Below are 17,147 nucleotides of genomic sequence, written 5' to 3'. Positions count from 1 at the left end.
GTGAAAAAGCTAGGTTTTACACTTGTAGAACTTATCATAACCATAGTGGTTATTGGGGTGCTGGCAGTGACTGCCGCGCCCCGTTTTTTAAGCAGTGACAGCGAAGAGGCTACCGCCCTTCGGGATAGAGCTCTGCAAGTAGTGCGCAACATTCAGCTGCGAGCCATGCAAAATGTTAACGACACTAGCTGTGTTAAAATTACCGCATCTGCTATAGCGCCGCCCGCAGGACATGACTGTGTCAATGCTATTTCTACGGCATTTGATAGCGATCAAGTTGTTAGTGCGCCTTCAGGTTTTTCATTTCAAACTGCTGATGAAAATAACGCGGCTTTTACGCAAATTCAATTCGACAGTATGGGAAAGCCTCGCAACATTGCGTGTAATAGCGCGTGCAAAATCCAAGTCAATAATGTGGCGATATGCCTGCAGCAAGAGGGCGCAATATATGCGTGTTAACGCTCTTGAGGCACGTCGCGGATTTACCCTTCTTGAACTTATCATCGGTATTGTTGTTTTTTCAATTAGTCTTACCGTTGTCCTTTCACTCATTGCCCCGCAGGCAGCACAAACTGCTGAGCCGTTGCGGCAGGTAAAAGCAGCAAAGCTAGGTCAATCTCTGTTAAATGATATTTTAAGTCGTTCATTTGACGAAAACAGTGACCGAAGTCCGCCATTTGAAACCTGTAACCAAAAGGGAAACTGTTCTACTACTCTAGGCCCTGAAGAAGCCAATGAGAGCGACTATGACGATGTAGATGATTACAACGGGTTTGCACTTGCTGATGTTGGGAGCATTTATGCGGGTTACAGTGTGAATGTATTGGTTGAATATGACAGCGATTTGAGCGACAGCACGACCAATGACGGTGATACGTTTAAGCGCGTGGATGTTGCGGTAACCGCGCCCGATGGTCAAACCTATGGCTTTAGTGCATATAGGGGCAGCTATTAATGAGCGGGCCTTCTTCTCAAAAAGGTTTCACCCTTATAGAGCTAATCCTAGTGATAACTATTTTAGGCGTGATCAGCGTATCTATCGCTCAGGTTATTTCACTAAGTGCGCAAATATATGTTACCGGTGCCGAGCGCACAAGATTAGTATCTGAGGCTAGGTTTATCATTCTTCGCCTCGAAAAGGAGCTGCGAAATATAGTGCCTAACTCGGTTTCCTACGACCCAACTCTTGGCTGCTTAACCTATTTCCCAATAAAGCAAAGTGGCACTTACGTGGATGATGCGTTCGACAACCCCATGCACGTGGTGGTGTTTAACAGCGCTCTTGCTGTAAACGATACGCTGGTGGTATATCCAACTAACCCACAAAGTGTTAGCGATAATGGCCGTACGATAGATGCTATCAACAGTGCCGCCGATGCCCCTACAAGTTTAAACCAATACGATCTAACCCTGAACACACCAGTAAATCAAACGTCACCGGGTAAGCGCTTTTTTGTACCTGAAGCTCAAGTTTCTGTGTGCAAAGCGACCACCACTGTCGGAGAAGCGTTAGTAAGAACGCAAAACGGGATAAGCGGCCTTATTGCCACCAATGTGTCTCAATGGAGCGCGAATATCAGTGCGGCAGGACTACAGCAAAATGGCTTAATAGAGTTACAGTTAACCCTTCAGGCACGCGGCGACGAGCCCCTTTCAATATTGCACGAGATTCACTTTCCCAATGTTCCCTAGCCGAAGCGTATTGGCGCAGCGTCAAACATTACCCAAAAAGCAGCGTGGCTCTACGATTGTAGTGGCGCTAGTCATAAGCATTGTGCTCTTAGGATTGGGTATTGCCCTTTCAAATCAGATCTCGTCAACCGTTCGTCAGCAGTCTATCGAATACTATGGTGCAAGGGCTTATCTGACGGCGCAAAGTGCGTTAGAGGTGGCTATATTCCGAGTTGTCAGCGGCGGCAATCCACAGTGCAGTGTTGTCACTACACCAGTGATATTTAGTAACACGAATATGCAAAACTGTTCGGTCAGCCTTTCCTGTGATATTGAGATTAATGTGGATGAGCCTGAGGTAAGTGGTGGTGCAATTAGAGTTTATTCTATTGGCGCCGTCGCTGCTTGCAGTAGTGGTCAACTCAATACGTCCCGTGAGCTGTTAGTAGAAATAAGGCAGGAAGAATGATGTACTCCAAATTTCAATTGGCTTTGCGCTTCATTGCCGCGCTTACGGTCTTCTTTTGCTGTAACGTCCTTTCCGTGCCTCAAATTGAAGGGCGCTTTATTGAATTACAAAATACCTACAACAAAGCAGAATGGACAACGATCAGTTTTTCGCAAGTTTACGACGAGCCGCCCGCAGTATTCATGCTCTCTACAAGCCAAGGGAGTAATCCTGCTATCGTTAAAATCCGTAACGTCACTAGAACTGGGTTTGAGGCTTTGCCACTTGAACCATCTGGAGAAGACGGGCCGCATGTCACAATGGGGGCGCATTACCTTGCGATTGCCTATGGCGTTCACGAATTTCCAGACGGCGATGTTGTGGAAGTTGGTAAAATGCAGCTTGGAGCCAACACCATTCAGGCGGCGCCAAACTCTCCCTGGTATGGTGTGGGAGGACTCACAGGCTCAGATGAGTCACGTTACGCTCAGGTGCCGTTAGATACTGATTTTGGCGAGCAGCCAGTGTTTTTTCACTCTATTCAAACAGTAAATAACCAAATTGATGTTAATGGAAAGAAACCACCCAATGAATATTTACTGCCCTATTTAACCATTGCCGCCAAATATGATGCAGTTGGGAGTAATTTAACACCCGCTGTACCGCTGCTCGATATGGCTTACTTTATCGCGCTGGAGGCGTCTGAAACTGAATTCGGGCCTGTATCTAGGGATGAAACCGTTGCCTATCTGGCAACGACAGAAGGTTTTGGACGCAGCTTTTTTGATGATAGTGGCAAAGAAGTGGAGTGGGAAGCTGACTTTGCTGAAACGCTTATTTCTGGTTGGAGTGATGGCTGCTTCCAAAATGACTTTAAAAATAACTATTCGCAAACGCCGTTAGTGGCGGCAAGCAAAATAAGTCGAAATGGGGCTGATGGCGGATGGTTGAGAAGTTGCACCGTAAACAAAAATCGTCTGGGTCTCAGGGTTGATGAAGACAGAAGCGAAGATAACGAGCGAAATCATTCCCCTGAAGAGGCCAGTATCCTAGCGATGACCTCAGAATTTGTGTTTAGCGGAAATCTTCCAAGCTGTGATGTTGCATTCCCCGGTGCATTCGCCACCTTTGGCGGCAGTGATATCTTTCTGTCTTCTCGTTCTCGAATTATCGATGAAAACGATGGGGCGCTAACCACATTTGATTTACGAACTGATGCGAGAGGTCAGGGTAATAATTTACCAGATTGCGGAGTCAATGGCCGAAATTGCTTTGCTACTAACACCAACGCGTTAACCGAATCACAGGCCAGAGCTATTCCAACCCTCGATATTCAGGACACTGGGCCTGAGTTAGGCACTACGCTAGCCGGCGATTATTTTTTCAAGCGCCAAGCAGTGGTAATTGGGCCAGGAAATTATAATGTTGTTGCACCGACGAGAATTTATATCGCCGATTCAGGTGGAGTTACCCCTACGCTGCTCACTATCGCCGCTGCTGCAATTAATGTAGAAGATGGTGCGTATTTGGCGATATATGTTGACGGGGATGTCGTCATTGATGGTGCAAACCCCAATGCGCTAATTCTTGCTAAAGGACAAATCAGGTTTACCAATGTGCTAAGCGGTAACCTTGTTGGCCGATTTACCGCAGGTGCAGGAATTACTACTGATGACACGCTGCTGCTCACTGCGAATAATGTTCCTGCGTCTATTCCCGGAATTTGCGGGCGAGAAGTGATAGAGGTGCTCAACCACTACCGTTTTGAAATGGCTGATAACAGGGGAAGCAGTTGCGCAGCCAAAAGTGTTACGCTTAAAGCTTGTGCTGACCTCGACTGCAATCTTCTTTATTCCCAGCCTTCTACAGTAGGCTTGTTGCCAGCGACGGGTAACAACTATACGTGGTCTCCCGCAGATAGCGTTACGTTCACAGGGCAAACTAGTCTTAATATCGAAAGCTTGAAAGGTAACGATCCTGTTTTAGCGACCTCTGGTGAAACGCCGTCTTCACAACTACGCTGTTTTATCGGTGGTCAAGAAGTTGCACTAGGAAGCTGTAAGATAAACTTTGAAGAAGACGGATTGGTCTTTAAAAATATCACAGATGATAACGATATTATCGTCGAGCAAATTTCAGGTAAGCCATCAGATGTTGGGTTTAATAAAAAGACATATGCTGTTGAAGCCTGCGAAGCTAGCGATTTACTGCGAGGTGAAGAAGTTCAAGTAGATATGAACTATAACTGCTCAAGCAGCGGCAATTGTTCAAATCAAATGCGCATTAGTAACAATAACAAAGACTACACACTAGGACTCTCACCAACTGCCGTGCCGCTTTTATTTAATAGCGACTCACAAGCCATTATCACCCTGCAATACCCCGATGCTGGTGAGGTATCCCTGTCAGCAAGTATAACTGGGCGCTCAGGTGTAGCGGGCTCATCAAATTTATTTACAGTACGGCCATTTGGCTTTGCGACTCGTGTTTTAAACAAGGCCGGAACGGGCGTTAATGAAAATGCTTTTGCTTTTACCGCCAACGACTCTTTGATCGCATTAACCGGCGAAGAATTTCTTCTTGAACTTCGGGCCACTCAATGGGTGGAGGGTGAAGATACAAATGAAGATGGCATACCTGACGATTTTAGTGCCCTAGATAACAATATATCGGCTCAGCATTTTTCTGGCACTGTATCCTTAGTACCAACCGCAATTCTGCCCGCAGCTGGCGTTACTGGCAACTTAGCGTTATCAGTATCTAGTACAGGAGGTACTGCTCAAGCAGTATTTAACGATGAGTCTACAGTAGTTGTAGGGCTTAACTATGATGAAGTTGGCACAATTGCGATCAACGCTCGGGCACCTTACCTAACCAATACTCTAGTACAAGGCCAAATAACTAACGTGGGTCGTTTCGCACCGGCAAACTTTGCACTTACTGGAAATGTTGAGGCAGCTTGTGAAGTGGGGCGAGACTTTACGTACTTTGAACAACCCATTTCAAACGTGGCTTACACTCTAACGGCGCTTAACCATAATGGGCAGCGTACTAATAATTACCGTGGGGGCTTTGATAAGCTGTTGGGCTTAGAGATGGTCGTTGAGTCTGAGGGTGTTTTACTTAATCGCTTAGCAAACGTAGACGCAGTAAGTTGGCCTCAATCAGGTACTACTGGAGCACTGAGCTTTACCGACAGTGATATTATTTTTACACGCCTTGGCGGTGCTCAGTTAGACGGGGCTTATACTAATGCTGCACTGGTTTTAAATATTGAGCGTGGGCAATTAGAAAATGCCCTGGTTAACGGCAGTGCATGCTCAGGAGCCTGTTTGGCAACTATTGATGCGGGTCTCGACTTTGCTTATGGAAGAGCCACAATGGTGAATAATTACGGCAGTGCTAACGAACCATTATTACTCCCATTCTCTACTCAATACTTTGATGGCCAAGATTGGCGTGTAAACGCTAATGATAGCTGCACAGTATATGATCATACCGAAGTTAACGACGCGTCAGGCGATTTAGTTACTGAAAATTCGGGTACATTATCACAAGGTGGTTATGTTTCTGGCGAAGGTATTCGACTTACCTCGCCTAATGGCGAAGGCGAGTTCTTTGTTACCTTTGATACACAGCCTTGGCTACTGTGGGATTGGAGTGGCAACGGTGTAGCAAATGAGCCACCATCGGCTACCTTAACTTTTGGTGCGTACCGAGGGAATGATAATATAATTTATAAGCGTGAGAGAATGAGCAATTAAAGCGTGTTTGTCTTTGTTGAACAAATGGGGGTGTAGACTCAAAGCAAGGGGCACTATGTCCAGATGCAGCTAGAGGCAGACATCACCTCTAACAAGGTAATCGGTTGTTAATCATTGTTATGTGGTATTGTCATTACACTGACAATAGTGAGCATATAGATTTTGCGTATTTTTAATTAAAAAATGAAGTTATTTTAACGGTAACCATAGGCATTGCTTGCCCAAAATTGCCCTCATTGTTAAAGTGTGCGAAATTACATTCGACTTCACGTTAAAGCGTCGCCATCTCATCCTTGCAAATACGCGTTAACATAAAAACAGGAATACACTCTTCATGTTTAAAAAGCTTCGAGGCATGTTCTCTAACGATCTGTCCATCGACCTCGGAACAGCTAATACGCTGATTTACGTTAAAGACCAAGGTATTGTTCTCAACGAACCCTCAGTAGTTGCTATTCGACAAGAACGTGCAGCAGGCCCTAAAAGTGTGGCTGCAGTAGGTGCAGAAGCAAAGCGTATGCTAGGTCGTACGCCGGGTAACATCCGTGCAATTCGCCCTATGAAAGACGGTGTTATCGCCGATTTCTACGTGACTGAAAAAATGCTTCAGCATTTCATTAAGCAGGTTCACGACAATAACTTCATGCGTCCAAGCCCGCGAGTTCTCGTTTGTGTACCTTGTGGTTCAACTCAAGTTGAACGTCGCGCAATTAAAGAATCGGCGCTAGGTGCCGGAGCGCGTGAGGTGTATCTCATTGATGAACCGATGGCAGCGGCTATCGGTGCAGGCCTACCAGTGTCAGAAGCCCAAGGCTCAATGGTGGTTGATATCGGTGGTGGTACTACCGAGGTTGCGATTATCTCACTTAATGGCGTGGTGTACTCATCTTCAGTGCGCATTGGCGGTGACAAATTTGATGAAGCAATCATCAACTACGTTCGTCGTAATTTTGGCTCGCTAATCGGTGAGGCAACAGCAGAGCGTATTAAGCACGAAATTGGCGCGGCTTACCCTGGTGAAGAAGTACGTGAAATTGAAGTACGTGGACGCAACTTGGCTGAAGGTGTGCCTCGTGGTTTTACACTTAATTCAAATGAAATATTAGAGGCACTTCAAGAGCCGCTAACGGGTATCGTTTCTGCGGTCATGGTTGCATTAGAGCAATCTCCACCAGAGCTTGCATCAGATATTTCTGAGCGCGGTATGGTGTTAACCGGCGGTGGTGCACTGTTAAAAGATTTAGATCGATTGTTGATGGAAGAAACCGGTATCCCGGTGGTTATTGCTGACGATCCACTTACTTGTGTAGCGCGCGGCGGTGGTAAGGCATTCGATATGATTGACCTCCATGGTGGCGACTTGTTTAGTTACGAGTAAACAGGTAAGGCAACCTTAAGGTTGCCTTCTTTGTATCATGGATACTATATTTACTCGCGGTCCCTCATTAAACAACAGATTGACACTGGCACTAGTACTGTCGGTGTTATTGATATTTGTCGACCATAAATTAGAAGGGTTTAAGTCTACCCGCGTATACTTAAATTCTCTTATGAGTCCCATTCAGTATTTAGCCAATCTTCCCGGTCTTATTTTAAGTGAGAGTGCTCAAAGACTGACGTCAAAAGAGCAGCTTCTTGCAGAAAACCAAACCATGTCTAATCAATTGCTGCTGATGAGCGAGAAGCTTCAGCAGTTCGATGTGGTGGTGAAAGAAAACGAACAGCTTCGAGCTCTGTTACAAGCCCCCATGCGAAAGGGCTCGCGCAAAATGGTGGCGGAGTTAATGGCAGTAGATAAGAACCCCTACAGTCAGCAGGTGGTCATTAACAAAGGCGCCATCGATGGGGTGTATTTATCCCAACCTGTCATAGACGACTCGGGTATTGTGGGGCAAGTTATGGAAGTAGGGTCCATTAATAGCCGGGTTTTACTCGTCGCTGACGTTACCCATGCTATTCCGGTGCGCTCATTGCGCAACGACATTCGCTTTATCGCCACTGGTAGTGGCTCTCTTAATGAGCTTTACGTTGAGCACGTACCCCATAGCGTTGATATTCAAGAAGGCGATCTACTTGTCTCGTCTGGTCTTGGCGGTGTTTTTCCCGAAGGGTATCCAGTTGCCCGAGTGACTCAAGTGGTGAGAGATGAAAGCCGTCCTTTTGCGCGGGTCATTGTGACACCAACTGCAAGTCTCGACCGACTGCGTCATTTGCTGTTGCTTTGGCAAGAAGGCGATGATCGCGGTGAATCAGTTGATGATATTGACAGTGAAAGTGAAATAGAGCCCGAAGACAACGTGGTAGAAGAGTCAGAAGATGCGTAAACGCAACGTTATTATTTGGGGCAGCATAATTATCGCCTTAGTGTTGCAGATTGTACCACTGCCCATCCAAGCCGATGTTTATCGCCCTGACTGGGTGTTAGTTGTACTGGCATATTGGAGTATGGCGTTGCCTAATCGGGTAAATGTGGGGGTTGCGTTTATCACCGGTGTGGCAATGGACATTTTAGTGGGCACGACGTTAGGTATACACAGTCTTGGCCTCAGTGTGTCGATATATATTCTAGCAGCCAACTATCAACGCTTGAGAAACTACTCCGTGTGGCAACAAGCAATTATTATCGGATTGCTGTCTTCGCTTTATCATTTAATGACTTTCTGGGTGCAACACCTTCTTACCGATATCTATTTTCAATTTGATTACTTGTGGCCCGTAGCAGCATCAATGGTGCTTTGGCCCTGGGTGTTTTGGTTACTGCGCAAAACGCGAAGACAATTTTCTATCATGTAGTGATGTCGGTTATCCACGGCAGGCGTATTATTATGCCGTGACGATAAACATTTTAAGGTTCCGCCAATGCATATTCACCTCATACTTGCTTCTGCATCGCCTCGGCGTACTGCATTGTTAAAACAAATGAATGTGGCTCACACCATTTTGCCTGCCGATATCGACGAAACACCCAAGGCGGATGAAAAGCCGGAAGACTTAGTTGCGCGCCTTGCTAGCGAAAAAGCACAAGCCGTGATGAAAAAGCTCGAAAAGCAACAGGCTTTGCAAGACAACACTGTGGTATTAGCCAGCGATACATTGATTGCCTTTAATGGCGAATGCGTGGGCAAGCCCGTTGATAAAGCAGACGCTATTCGCATACTCAGCATGCTGTCGGGACAAACCCACCATGTGCTCACTTCGATAAGTGTTCTGAGCCAAGCGAAACAAGTTACTCAAACCGTGGCAACAGCAGTTACTTTCGCCACGCTTACAACGCAGCAAATCGTCGATTATTGGGAAACCGGCGAGCCCGCTGATAAAGCAGGCAGTTATGCTATACAGGGCGTAGGTGGTGAATTCGTCGTTTCTATTAACGGCAGTTCAAGTTCTGTAGTAGGATTACCCTTGTATGAAACGCGTCAATTGCTCAACGAATTTGGAGTTGTGAAGTGAGTGCTGAGCTATTAATTAACGTTACACCGTCAGAGTCTCGAGTTGCCCTTATTGAAAACGGTATTTTGCAAGAAATACACGTTGAGCGGCACACCAAAAAAGGGCTGGTGGGGAATATCTACCGCGGAAAGGTAAGCCGTGTATTACCGGGTATGCAGGCCGCATTCGTGGATATAGGGTTAGAAAAAGCGGCATTTCTTCATGCTTCCGATATCGTTATTCATAACGAGATTGCCGAGGAAGTATCAGCAAGCCACATTCAAAAACAAGATATTCGAGAGTTGGTACGCGACGGACAAGACATCGTTGTGCAGGTGGTAAAAGACCCTATTGGCACCAAAGGCGCTCGTTTAACCACAGATATCACCATTCCTAGTCGGTACCTTGTATTTATGCCCTCTGTGACTCATGTGGGCGTATCGCAGCGCATTGAGGAAGAAGTAGAGCGAGAACGCTTAAAAACCCTAGTACAAGAATTCTGTGATGAAAACGGCGGTTTCATTCTTCGTACGGCCGCTGAAGGCGTGGGTAAAAGTGAACTGCAGCAAGACGCCGCCTTTTTGCGTCGACTGTGGGATAAAATTCAATCTCGGATGAAAAAACGTAAGTCTAACGTCCTGTATGAAGATTTGCCGCTAGCGCGAAGAGTACTTCGAGACTTTGTCGGCACCGAGCTAGATAGAATTCGTATCGATTCCAAATTGTCGTTTCAAGAGCTGTTTCAGTTTACAAAAGAATACGTGCCTGAAATGAATGGGAAGCTGGAGTATTACACCGGCGATAGACCAATTTTTGATTTATATGATGTTGAAAATGAGGCGCAGCGTGCGCTAGAGCGCCGTGTAGACCTAAAATCCGGTGGCTACTTAATCATTGATCAAACCGAAGCAATGACCACTATCGACATCAATACGGGGGCCTTTGTTGGTCACCGCAATCTAGAAGAAACCATCTTTAACACCAATACTGAAGCTACTCAGGCTATCGCTCGTCAACTGCGTTTACGCAATCTAGGTGGCATGATCCTTATCGACTTCATCGATATGATTGAACCTGATCACAAACGACGGGTCTTACATTCATTAGAGGTAGCGACAAACAAGGATAGAGCCAAAATCAATATTCACGGTTTTACCGCGCTGGGGTTGATAGAAATGACCCGCAAGCGAACCCGTGAAAGTATTGAGCATATTTTGTGTGGTGAGTGCCCAGTGTGTAAAGGGCGCGGCACCGTGAAAACAATTGAGACAATTTGCTTTGAAATTATGCGTGAAATTGTGCGCGTAAACAGAGCCTATGATGCTGACAAATTTGTTGTTTATGCGTCCCCCAAAGTTGCTGAAGCGCTGATGGGAGAAGAGTCCCATATGTTGGCTGAGTTAGAAGTGTTTGTTACGAAACAAATTAAAGTGCAAACCGAAACATTGTACAACCAGGATAAGTACGACGTCGTTATGATGTAACGCTTTAACGTTAAGAAAGGCATAGTGTGACAAAATTTTCGTCGGCAGCTTCGTACTTATTGAAGAAGTTTTGGTTGCTGCTCGCCGTATTACTTGTTCTTTTTGCTCTGGTATTAAGTGCTGCAAGGTATGCCTTGCCTCACATCGAGCACAACAAGCATTTGCTAGAAGATTATATCAACGAGCAGTACGGCGTAAATTTATCTATTGATACGATCCATGCGGTCTGGGAGCGCAGCGGGCCGAGTATTGTGCTTAATTCAGTGTCGTTAGCAAAAGACGATGCATCTCCTGTCGAACTCAATATTCGACAAATTTACGTAGAGCTGGATTTCTGGCAGTCCCTACGTCAACGACTCATCTCTTCCCCTCGGTTTGAATTGCGCGGGTTGCATCTAGATATCGATGCCGACCGCGTTTCAGGCAGTAGCAAAAATAAGTTTCCAGTCATCAATGCGTTAGAGCGTCTCTTTTTAGAGCAACTGCAAAGCTTCTCTTTAGAAGAGGGTAAAATATCACTAACCCGAAATGGCGATACCAATAGCTTTAATATCGACAGCCTGTCTTGGAATAACCGTGAAGAACGTCACCAAGGGTTAGGGCGCATGAAAGTTGACGGGGTATCTGCAAACTCTGCGTCTTTTGTTATTGATATTAATGGCTACAAAGATGAGTTTGATGGCGTGTTTTACGCTAAAGCAGAAGACCTGGATATTTCTCCATGGGTAAGTGATTTAATAAAAACTAAACGTCCTTTGGCGCAAAGCAGAGCGAACTTAGAGGTATGGGCAAACTTTTCTGAAACCGCGATAGGCTCGGTTCAAGCCGAACTGAATAACAGTTTGTTCCAATGGGGAAATGAAAGGGTTAAAACCGTAACAGGTATCACGGGAGGGAGCTTACAAGCGATGCCTTCAAGGGATGGCTGGAATGTTCGCGTGGACCAATTAAAACTTAACTCAAGTAGCGCTACGTTAACAACGGACGTTATTGGCCATGTATCCAATAATGGTAACGCAGTTTTTAACACCATTAAGCCCGTTGAAATAAACCCTTTTTTATTGCTGCTACCGCTGTTTCTTGATGACACCAATGAAGAAGAAATACGGGCACTCGATCCCAAAGGTGAATTAGCCACGCTACAAGTGCAATGGCAAAATGGTGCTCCTGCGTTAGCGGCTAAAGTGTTAGATTTAACATGGACAAAGACAGCCTCTATCCCAGGGCTCTCGTCACTGGATGCTGACTTTTTTTGGTACAAACACAATGGAGCAGTATTTTTAGAATCAAGTGACAGTAAGCTCTCTAGCCAGGGCATTATCAAAAAAGATATAAACGTCAATAAAATCGCCGCAGATATTTACATATATCCCCTTTATGAAGACTCTTCTGACGATGCTGTTATTGAGGGGGCTGATATTGTAGGTGCTGATATTGAAGGTGCCGATATAGAGGGGGCTGATGAACGTGCAACCATTGCCACAGCGAAGAAGCCCGCCGCAACGAAGAAACTCACGGCATCGGCCCGTCAGTGGGTGCTCAAAGGTGAGAATATTATTGTAGATACCGACAGCGTAGCGCTTACGTCGGCATTTAGCCTCAATACATCTACTAGCCACATGTCGTTGTTCGCAGATATCGACCCCCTGTCTTTAGGTACCGTGAGCGAGCTATTCCCATCTCCGGTAATGAGCGATAATTTAGATAACTATTTAACACGAGCGTTTATTGGCAAAGGCAGTATCGATAAAGCGCGCATTTTGTGGTTTGGAAAAACGAAAGATTTTCCTTTCACCGAAGGACAAGGCGTATTCCAAGCTTACGTGGATATTAAAGACAGTGACTTCTTGTTTTCATCGAAATGGCCCGCCTTAAACGAACTCGACCTTTCCCTGCGCTTTGTGAATGACGGTCTCTATATGTCGACCTCTTCTGCCAAGCTTGCCGATGTGCGAATTGGCGATATGACGGCCAGTATTCCAAAGTTCAAACCCGGCTCAATTCTAACAATCGATGCCACGGGCGAGGGCACAGGTGAGGGGCTCACCCAGCTTATGATGGCGTCATCTATTCAAGATTCGTTGGGCAAAGTATTGAACCAAGATGTTCAGGTTTCAGGGCCTCTTTCTGCCGATATTCATTTGCATATTCCGCTTAATGGTGAGCAGGTAAGAGCTACAGGTACCGCGGCTTTAGCTGAGAACACCGTATATATCCCTACAACGAAAATGCGTTTTAAAAAGGCCAGCGGGGATATTGCATTTGATAATGGCAATATTAGCGCGACAGATTTGTCGGCCCAGTTTTTGAATCAAGCAGTGTCCATCGACCTTAGTGGCGTTCAAGAGAAAGACTACTCATTAAATGTTCAATTAGCGGGCCGGTGGCATGTTCACCCTCTTGCCAATTATGTGAACACTGAACTTACTGACTATATTGACGGTGAAACTCAGTGGCAAACATCGGTAGATTTAACCTTGGCAAAAGATAGCTTTTCTTACGCCGCTGAATTAACCGCTGACTTAACCGCGACACAAAGTATATTGCCTGCGCCTTTTGAAACTCCGGCTGGTACAAGTTTGCCTTTGTATATTAAAAGCTCAGGAGATCGCCAAGCTTCAAATGTGGTAGCAACACTCGGTAACGATATTCGATTCACTGGCACATTACCTCATCAAGAAATGCAGTTTTCCCGTGCTCACCTTGCGCTGGGCGAAAGTGATATTGCGAATATAGGGACTGGGTTTAGTATTGCGGCTAACTTGGAAAGTGCTAACGTTGCAGAGTGGTTTACCACGGTTTCTATGCTGACATCAGGGGGACAGAAAAATAGAAATGATGCCACTAATAAACCCACCAATAACAAGCAAGGCGAAAGCGGTACCACGAAAGGCGGTATTTTCGGCACCCCCTCAAGAATATTTGCAAAGACTGCAGAGCTGACCTTCGCCGGTCATTCCATTAAAAATGTGCAGATGAATGCACAAGAACGAAATGAAGATTGGTTGCTCGATATTGGCTCTGCTGCTGCACGAGGCACCGTTCGGGTGAATGGAGATTTAGCGCAGCAAGGTATTGAGATAAACGCTGATTACCTCAATTTACCTAAGCCCGGTGATAGTGTGCAGGAAACAAAGAGCGACCCTTTTGAACTCGATCCACGCTCGCTTCCGCCAATGTACTTCTACTGTGAAAGCTGTGTATTTCACGGTATTGATTTAGGTAAAGTCACGGTTGATATAGCAAAAACGAATAACGGACTGCATGCACGCCAGCTGATGATACGTTCTCCAGAAACTAACGTTACCGCAACGGGGTTTTGGCATTACGTGAACGGTGCTGTTAAGACGAGTATTGAAGGAAGTCTCACATCGCCTGATGTGGGGCAAATGTTGAAAGAATTTGAAATAGAGTCGGGGATAAAAGACTCTGAAGCTGACGTGGCATTCAATTTCAGCTGGCAAAATTCGCCCATGGACTTTCAACTTGGAAAACTGCAGGGCGATGTAGAATGGTCATTATCTGACGGCTATTTAACTGAATTAAGCGACCAAGGCTCCCGTATATTCACGCTCTTTAGTTTAAATTCATTGGTGAGAAAATTGAGTTTAGATTTCAGAGACGTATTTGCGAAAGGCTTCTTTTACGATGATATGGGCGGTACGCTGAACATTGTTGATGGCAGAGCTTATACCGATGACACGTTAATTGACGGCGGTGCAGGGGAAATTGAAATTACCGGCCTAACTGACCTTGGTACCGGCGGGCTCAACTACAATGTGTCATTTGCGCCAAACGTCACCGGAAACCTGCCGTTCCTGGTCTATTTCTTGGCAACGCCGCCTACCGCATTGGCTGCGATTGCTATCGACCAAGTGCTTACGTCAGCAAAAGTCATTTCAAATGTGAATTACCGCGTAACGGGCACTATTAGCGAGCCAAAGTTTGACGAGGTAGACCGCAACAGCAAAGATATAAGTTTGCCTGCGCAAAATGTGCCTATCGAAAAAGACCCGTTAGACAGACCGCTAACACAAGACGATGTGCGCCGAATCAAAATGGAGGTGATTGATGGTTAATCTAGTTGCACTGCAAATGACATCTACGCCAGATGTGGATGAAAACCTGGCTGCGGTGTCTAAAGCTATGTCAGAGTCGGACATTGCGCCGGAAAGCCTTGTAGTGCTGCCAGAATGCTTTGCGTATTTTGGCGGTAAAGACAAAGGGCAGTTGTCTGTAGCAGAAGCAATAGGGCAGGGGCCGATACAAGCGCATCTGTCAGCGCTAGCAATACGCTATCAATGCTACATAGTGTCTGGCACTTTTCCGGTCAAAACAGCCAATCCAGACCAGTTCTCTGCCGCATGTATGTTGTTTGGACCCGACGGAGCGCTCCTCGCTGATTATCGCAAAATACATATGTTTGATGTATCGGTAAACGATGCCACAGGCAGCTACAAAGAGTCGCGCTTTACAGAAGCGGGAAGCGAGGTGGTGAAGGTAAACACACCAATTGGCAACATCGGCCTTGCGGTATGTTATGATATTCGCTTTCCAGGTTTATTTACTGCAATGGCGGATATCGACATATTGGTATTGCCAGCGGCATTTACGCAAAAAACCGGTGAAGCTCACTGGCACGCCTTATTAAAAGCGCGAGCAATTGAAAAACAGTGCTTTGTCATCGCCGCAGGCCAGGTGGGAGTCCACGCCAATGGGCGTGAAACCTATGGCCACAGCATAGTGTTATCTCCGTGGGGAGAAACCATAGCAGAGCGTGCTGCAGGCAAGGGCGTATTAAAAGCCAGTGTAGATATTGCAGAACGAGAAACCATTAAACAAAATATGCCGGTTGCCCAACATAACCGATTCAGGAGTCACTTTGTCTAAATCTGTAGAGCGTCATTTATTATCAGACTCAGGGCTTGATATTACCAAGCTTGAGAGTGCATTAGCGACAATACATCGCCATGACACTGACTACGCCGATTTGTATTTCCAGTCTAGCCAGCATGAAAGCTGGGTGTTAGAAGACGGTATTATCAAGGAAGGTAGTTACAATATTGAGCGCGGTGTAGGTGTGCGTGCGATCAGTGGTGAAAAAACTGGCTTCGCGTATTCTGACGAAATCAGTGAAGACGCGTTACTGAAAGCCTGTAAAGCGGCACGTGGTATTGCCCCTAGCGGCGGTACTCAGCAAGTATCAGCATTAGGTGAAAAGCCTCTTACCGCTCGATATAGCGAGAATAACCCAATTCTTGCTATGCAAGATGCTGAGAAAATATCGTTACTTAGGTCGGTAGATGCCTACATTCGCCAACAAGAGCCATCGGTTAATCAGGTGGTGGTCAGTATCAGTGGTGTATATGAAGAAATACTAGTGGCCGGAAGTGACGGCACACTGGCTACCGATATCCGCCCGTTAGTGCGTCTTAACTGCTCTGTATTGCTTGAAAATGGCGATCGTCGTGAGCGTGGCTCTTCTGGTGCGGGTGGTCGTTACGCCTACGCTTTTTTCCAATCAGATGAAAATGGCAAGCCGCTTTACGAAAACTTAGCTGATGAAGCACTTCATATGGCTCGCGTTAATATGCAGGCTGTGGCAGCGCCAGCAGGTGCTATGCCGGTAGTACTCGGAAATGGCTGGCCAGGTGTGCTGCTTCACGAAGCTGTGGGGCACGGTTTAGAGGGTGACTTTAACCGCAAAGGTGCGTCAACATTTAGCGGTCGCATTGGCGAGCGCGTGGCAGCAAAAGGCGTAACGGTTGTTGATGATGGTACGTTAAGCGATCGCCGAGGCTCACTGTCGGTAGACGATGAAGGCACTGCAACACAGCACAACGTACTTATTGAAGACGGCATTCTAAAAGGCTACATGCAAGACAAGCACAACGCTAAGTTAATGGGTGTAGCGCCTACAGGCAATGGCCGCAGGGAGTCTTATGCACACTTGCCCATGCCGCGAATGACAAACACTTACATGCTAGAAGGACAGCACGATCCACAAGAGATTATTGCGTCTATCGAAAGAGGTATTTACGCTCCTAATTTTGCCGGTGGTCAGGTAGACATTACGTCGGGTAAATTTGTATTCTCAAGTGCCGAAGCTTACCTCATTGAAAATGGCAAGATTACAGCGCCTGTGAAAGGGGCAACCCTTATCGGCAACGGGCCAGAGGTTATGCAAAAAATCTCAATGATAGGTAACGATGTCGCCTTAGATAAAGGCATTGGTGTATGTGGTAAAGACGGACAAAGCGTGCCAGTGGGCGTTGGGCAACCTACGCTTAAAATTGATGAACTTACGGTAGGTGGTACAGCGTAGTTTTTGCCTTGAAACTTCAAAGCAAA

13 protein-coding genes are annotated in these 17,147 nt (G+C 46.1%); all 13 read left to right on the top strand.

Annotated elements, in window-relative coordinates; genetic code table 11:
• The 13 genes from O9X84_RS04750 to tldD all read left to right on the top strand — a co-directional run bounded on the left by O9X84_RS04750 (position 1) and on the right by tldD (position 17,121).
• Positions 1–459, top strand: a complete 459-nt coding sequence (locus O9X84_RS04750; RefSeq protein WP_269518459.1) for a type II secretion system protein — start codon at positions 1–3, stop codon at positions 457–459.
• Entirely contained in the window at positions 449–955 is a 507-nt protein-coding gene (locus O9X84_RS04745) for a prepilin-type N-terminal cleavage/methylation domain-containing protein (RefSeq protein ID WP_269518458.1), read from the top strand. The genes O9X84_RS04750 and O9X84_RS04745 overlap by 11 nt, the downstream gene beginning before the upstream one ends.
• On the top strand, positions 955–1,692 hold the full coding sequence (locus O9X84_RS04740; protein WP_269518457.1) for a type II secretion system protein: 738 nt from the start codon (positions 955–957) through the stop codon (positions 1,690–1,692). The genes O9X84_RS04745 and O9X84_RS04740 overlap by 1 nt, the downstream gene beginning before the upstream one ends.
• Positions 1,682–2,140 (top strand): agglutinin biogenesis protein MshP, encoded by a 459-nt coding sequence (locus O9X84_RS04735; protein WP_269518456.1) that lies wholly within the window; start codon positions 1,682–1,684, stop codon positions 2,138–2,140. Before O9X84_RS04740 ends, O9X84_RS04735 begins: the two co-directional genes overlap by 11 nt.
• Positions 2,137–5,883 (top strand): H-type lectin domain-containing protein, encoded by a 3,747-nt coding sequence (locus O9X84_RS04730; RefSeq protein WP_269518455.1) that lies wholly within the window; start codon positions 2,137–2,139, stop codon positions 5,881–5,883. Before O9X84_RS04735 ends, O9X84_RS04730 begins: the two co-directional genes overlap by 4 nt.
• A gap of 334 nt (positions 5,884–6,217) precedes the next feature.
• Positions 6,218–7,261, top strand: a complete 1,044-nt coding sequence (locus tag O9X84_RS04725; protein ID WP_032094811.1) for a rod shape-determining protein — start codon at positions 6,218–6,220, stop codon at positions 7,259–7,261.
• Positions 7,262–7,298: 37 nt separating this feature from the next.
• Positions 7,299–8,207 carry a rod shape-determining protein MreC gene (gene mreC, locus O9X84_RS04720; protein WP_269518454.1) on the top strand — a complete coding sequence of 303 codons (909 nt, stop codon included), beginning with the start codon at positions 7,299–7,301 and terminating at the stop codon, positions 8,205–8,207.
• The gene (gene mreD, locus O9X84_RS04715) at positions 8,200–8,676 is read left to right on the top strand and encodes a rod shape-determining protein MreD (RefSeq protein ID WP_269518453.1); all 477 of its coding nucleotides are present in this window, start codon (positions 8,200–8,202) and stop codon (positions 8,674–8,676) included. Before mreC ends, mreD begins: the two co-directional genes overlap by 8 nt.
• 66 nt (positions 8,677–8,742) lie before the next feature.
• The gene (locus tag O9X84_RS04710) at positions 8,743–9,333 is read left to right on the top strand and encodes a Maf family protein (RefSeq protein WP_269518452.1); all 591 of its coding nucleotides are present in this window, start codon (positions 8,743–8,745) and stop codon (positions 9,331–9,333) included.
• The gene (gene rng, locus O9X84_RS04705) at positions 9,330–10,796 is read left to right on the top strand and encodes a ribonuclease G (RefSeq protein WP_032094815.1); all 1,467 of its coding nucleotides are present in this window, start codon (positions 9,330–9,332) and stop codon (positions 10,794–10,796) included. The genes O9X84_RS04710 and rng overlap by 4 nt, the downstream gene beginning before the upstream one ends.
• A 26-nt stretch (positions 10,797–10,822) precedes the next feature.
• Positions 10,823–14,875 carry a YhdP family protein gene (locus O9X84_RS04700; RefSeq protein WP_269518451.1) on the top strand — a complete coding sequence of 1,351 codons (4,053 nt, stop codon included), beginning with the start codon at positions 10,823–10,825 and terminating at the stop codon, positions 14,873–14,875.
• Positions 14,868–15,686, top strand: coding sequence for a carbon-nitrogen hydrolase family protein (locus tag O9X84_RS04695; RefSeq protein ID WP_269518450.1), 819 nt, complete (start codon positions 14,868–14,870; stop codon positions 15,684–15,686). Before O9X84_RS04700 ends, O9X84_RS04695 begins: the two co-directional genes overlap by 8 nt.
• Positions 15,679–17,121 (top strand): metalloprotease TldD, encoded by a 1,443-nt coding sequence (tldD, locus tag O9X84_RS04690; protein WP_269518449.1) that lies wholly within the window; start codon positions 15,679–15,681, stop codon positions 17,119–17,121. The genes O9X84_RS04695 and tldD overlap by 8 nt, the downstream gene beginning before the upstream one ends.
• The last annotated feature ends 26 nt before the right edge of the window (positions 17,122–17,147 follow it).

The sequence above is a fragment of the Alteromonas sp. BMJM2 genome, from assembly GCF_027257845.1.
Taxonomy (GTDB): Bacteria; Pseudomonadota; Gammaproteobacteria; order Enterobacterales; family Alteromonadaceae; genus Alteromonas.
Note: the sequence above shows the minus strand (reverse complement) of the source record. Positions and strands in the feature narration are given on the sequence as shown.

Bases quoted from the DNA above. Each gene is read 5' to 3' on its own strand.
- O9X84_RS04745 (WP_269518458.1), top strand. From the start codon at position 449: ATGCGTGTTAACGCTCTTGAGGCACGTCGCGGATTTACCCTTCTTGAA.
- O9X84_RS04740 (WP_269518457.1), top strand. From the start codon at position 955: ATGAGCGGGCCTTCTTCTCAAAAAGGTTTCACCCTTATAGAGCTAATC.
- O9X84_RS04735 (WP_269518456.1), top strand. From the start codon at position 1,682: ATGTTCCCTAGCCGAAGCGTATTGGCGCAGCGTCAAACATTACCCAAA.
- O9X84_RS04730 (WP_269518455.1), top strand. From the start codon at position 2,137: ATGATGTACTCCAAATTTCAATTGGCTTTGCGCTTCATTGCCGCGCTT.
- O9X84_RS04725 (WP_032094811.1), top strand. From the start codon at position 6,218: ATGTTTAAAAAGCTTCGAGGCATGTTCTCTAACGATCTGTCCATCGAC.
- mreC (WP_269518454.1), top strand. From the start codon at position 7,299: ATGGATACTATATTTACTCGCGGTCCCTCATTAAACAACAGATTGACA.
- mreD (WP_269518453.1), top strand. From the start codon at position 8,200: ATGCGTAAACGCAACGTTATTATTTGGGGCAGCATAATTATCGCCTTA.
- O9X84_RS04710 (WP_269518452.1), top strand. From the start codon at position 8,743: ATGCATATTCACCTCATACTTGCTTCTGCATCGCCTCGGCGTACTGCA.
- O9X84_RS04695 (WP_269518450.1), top strand. From the start codon at position 14,868: ATGGTTAATCTAGTTGCACTGCAAATGACATCTACGCCAGATGTGGAT.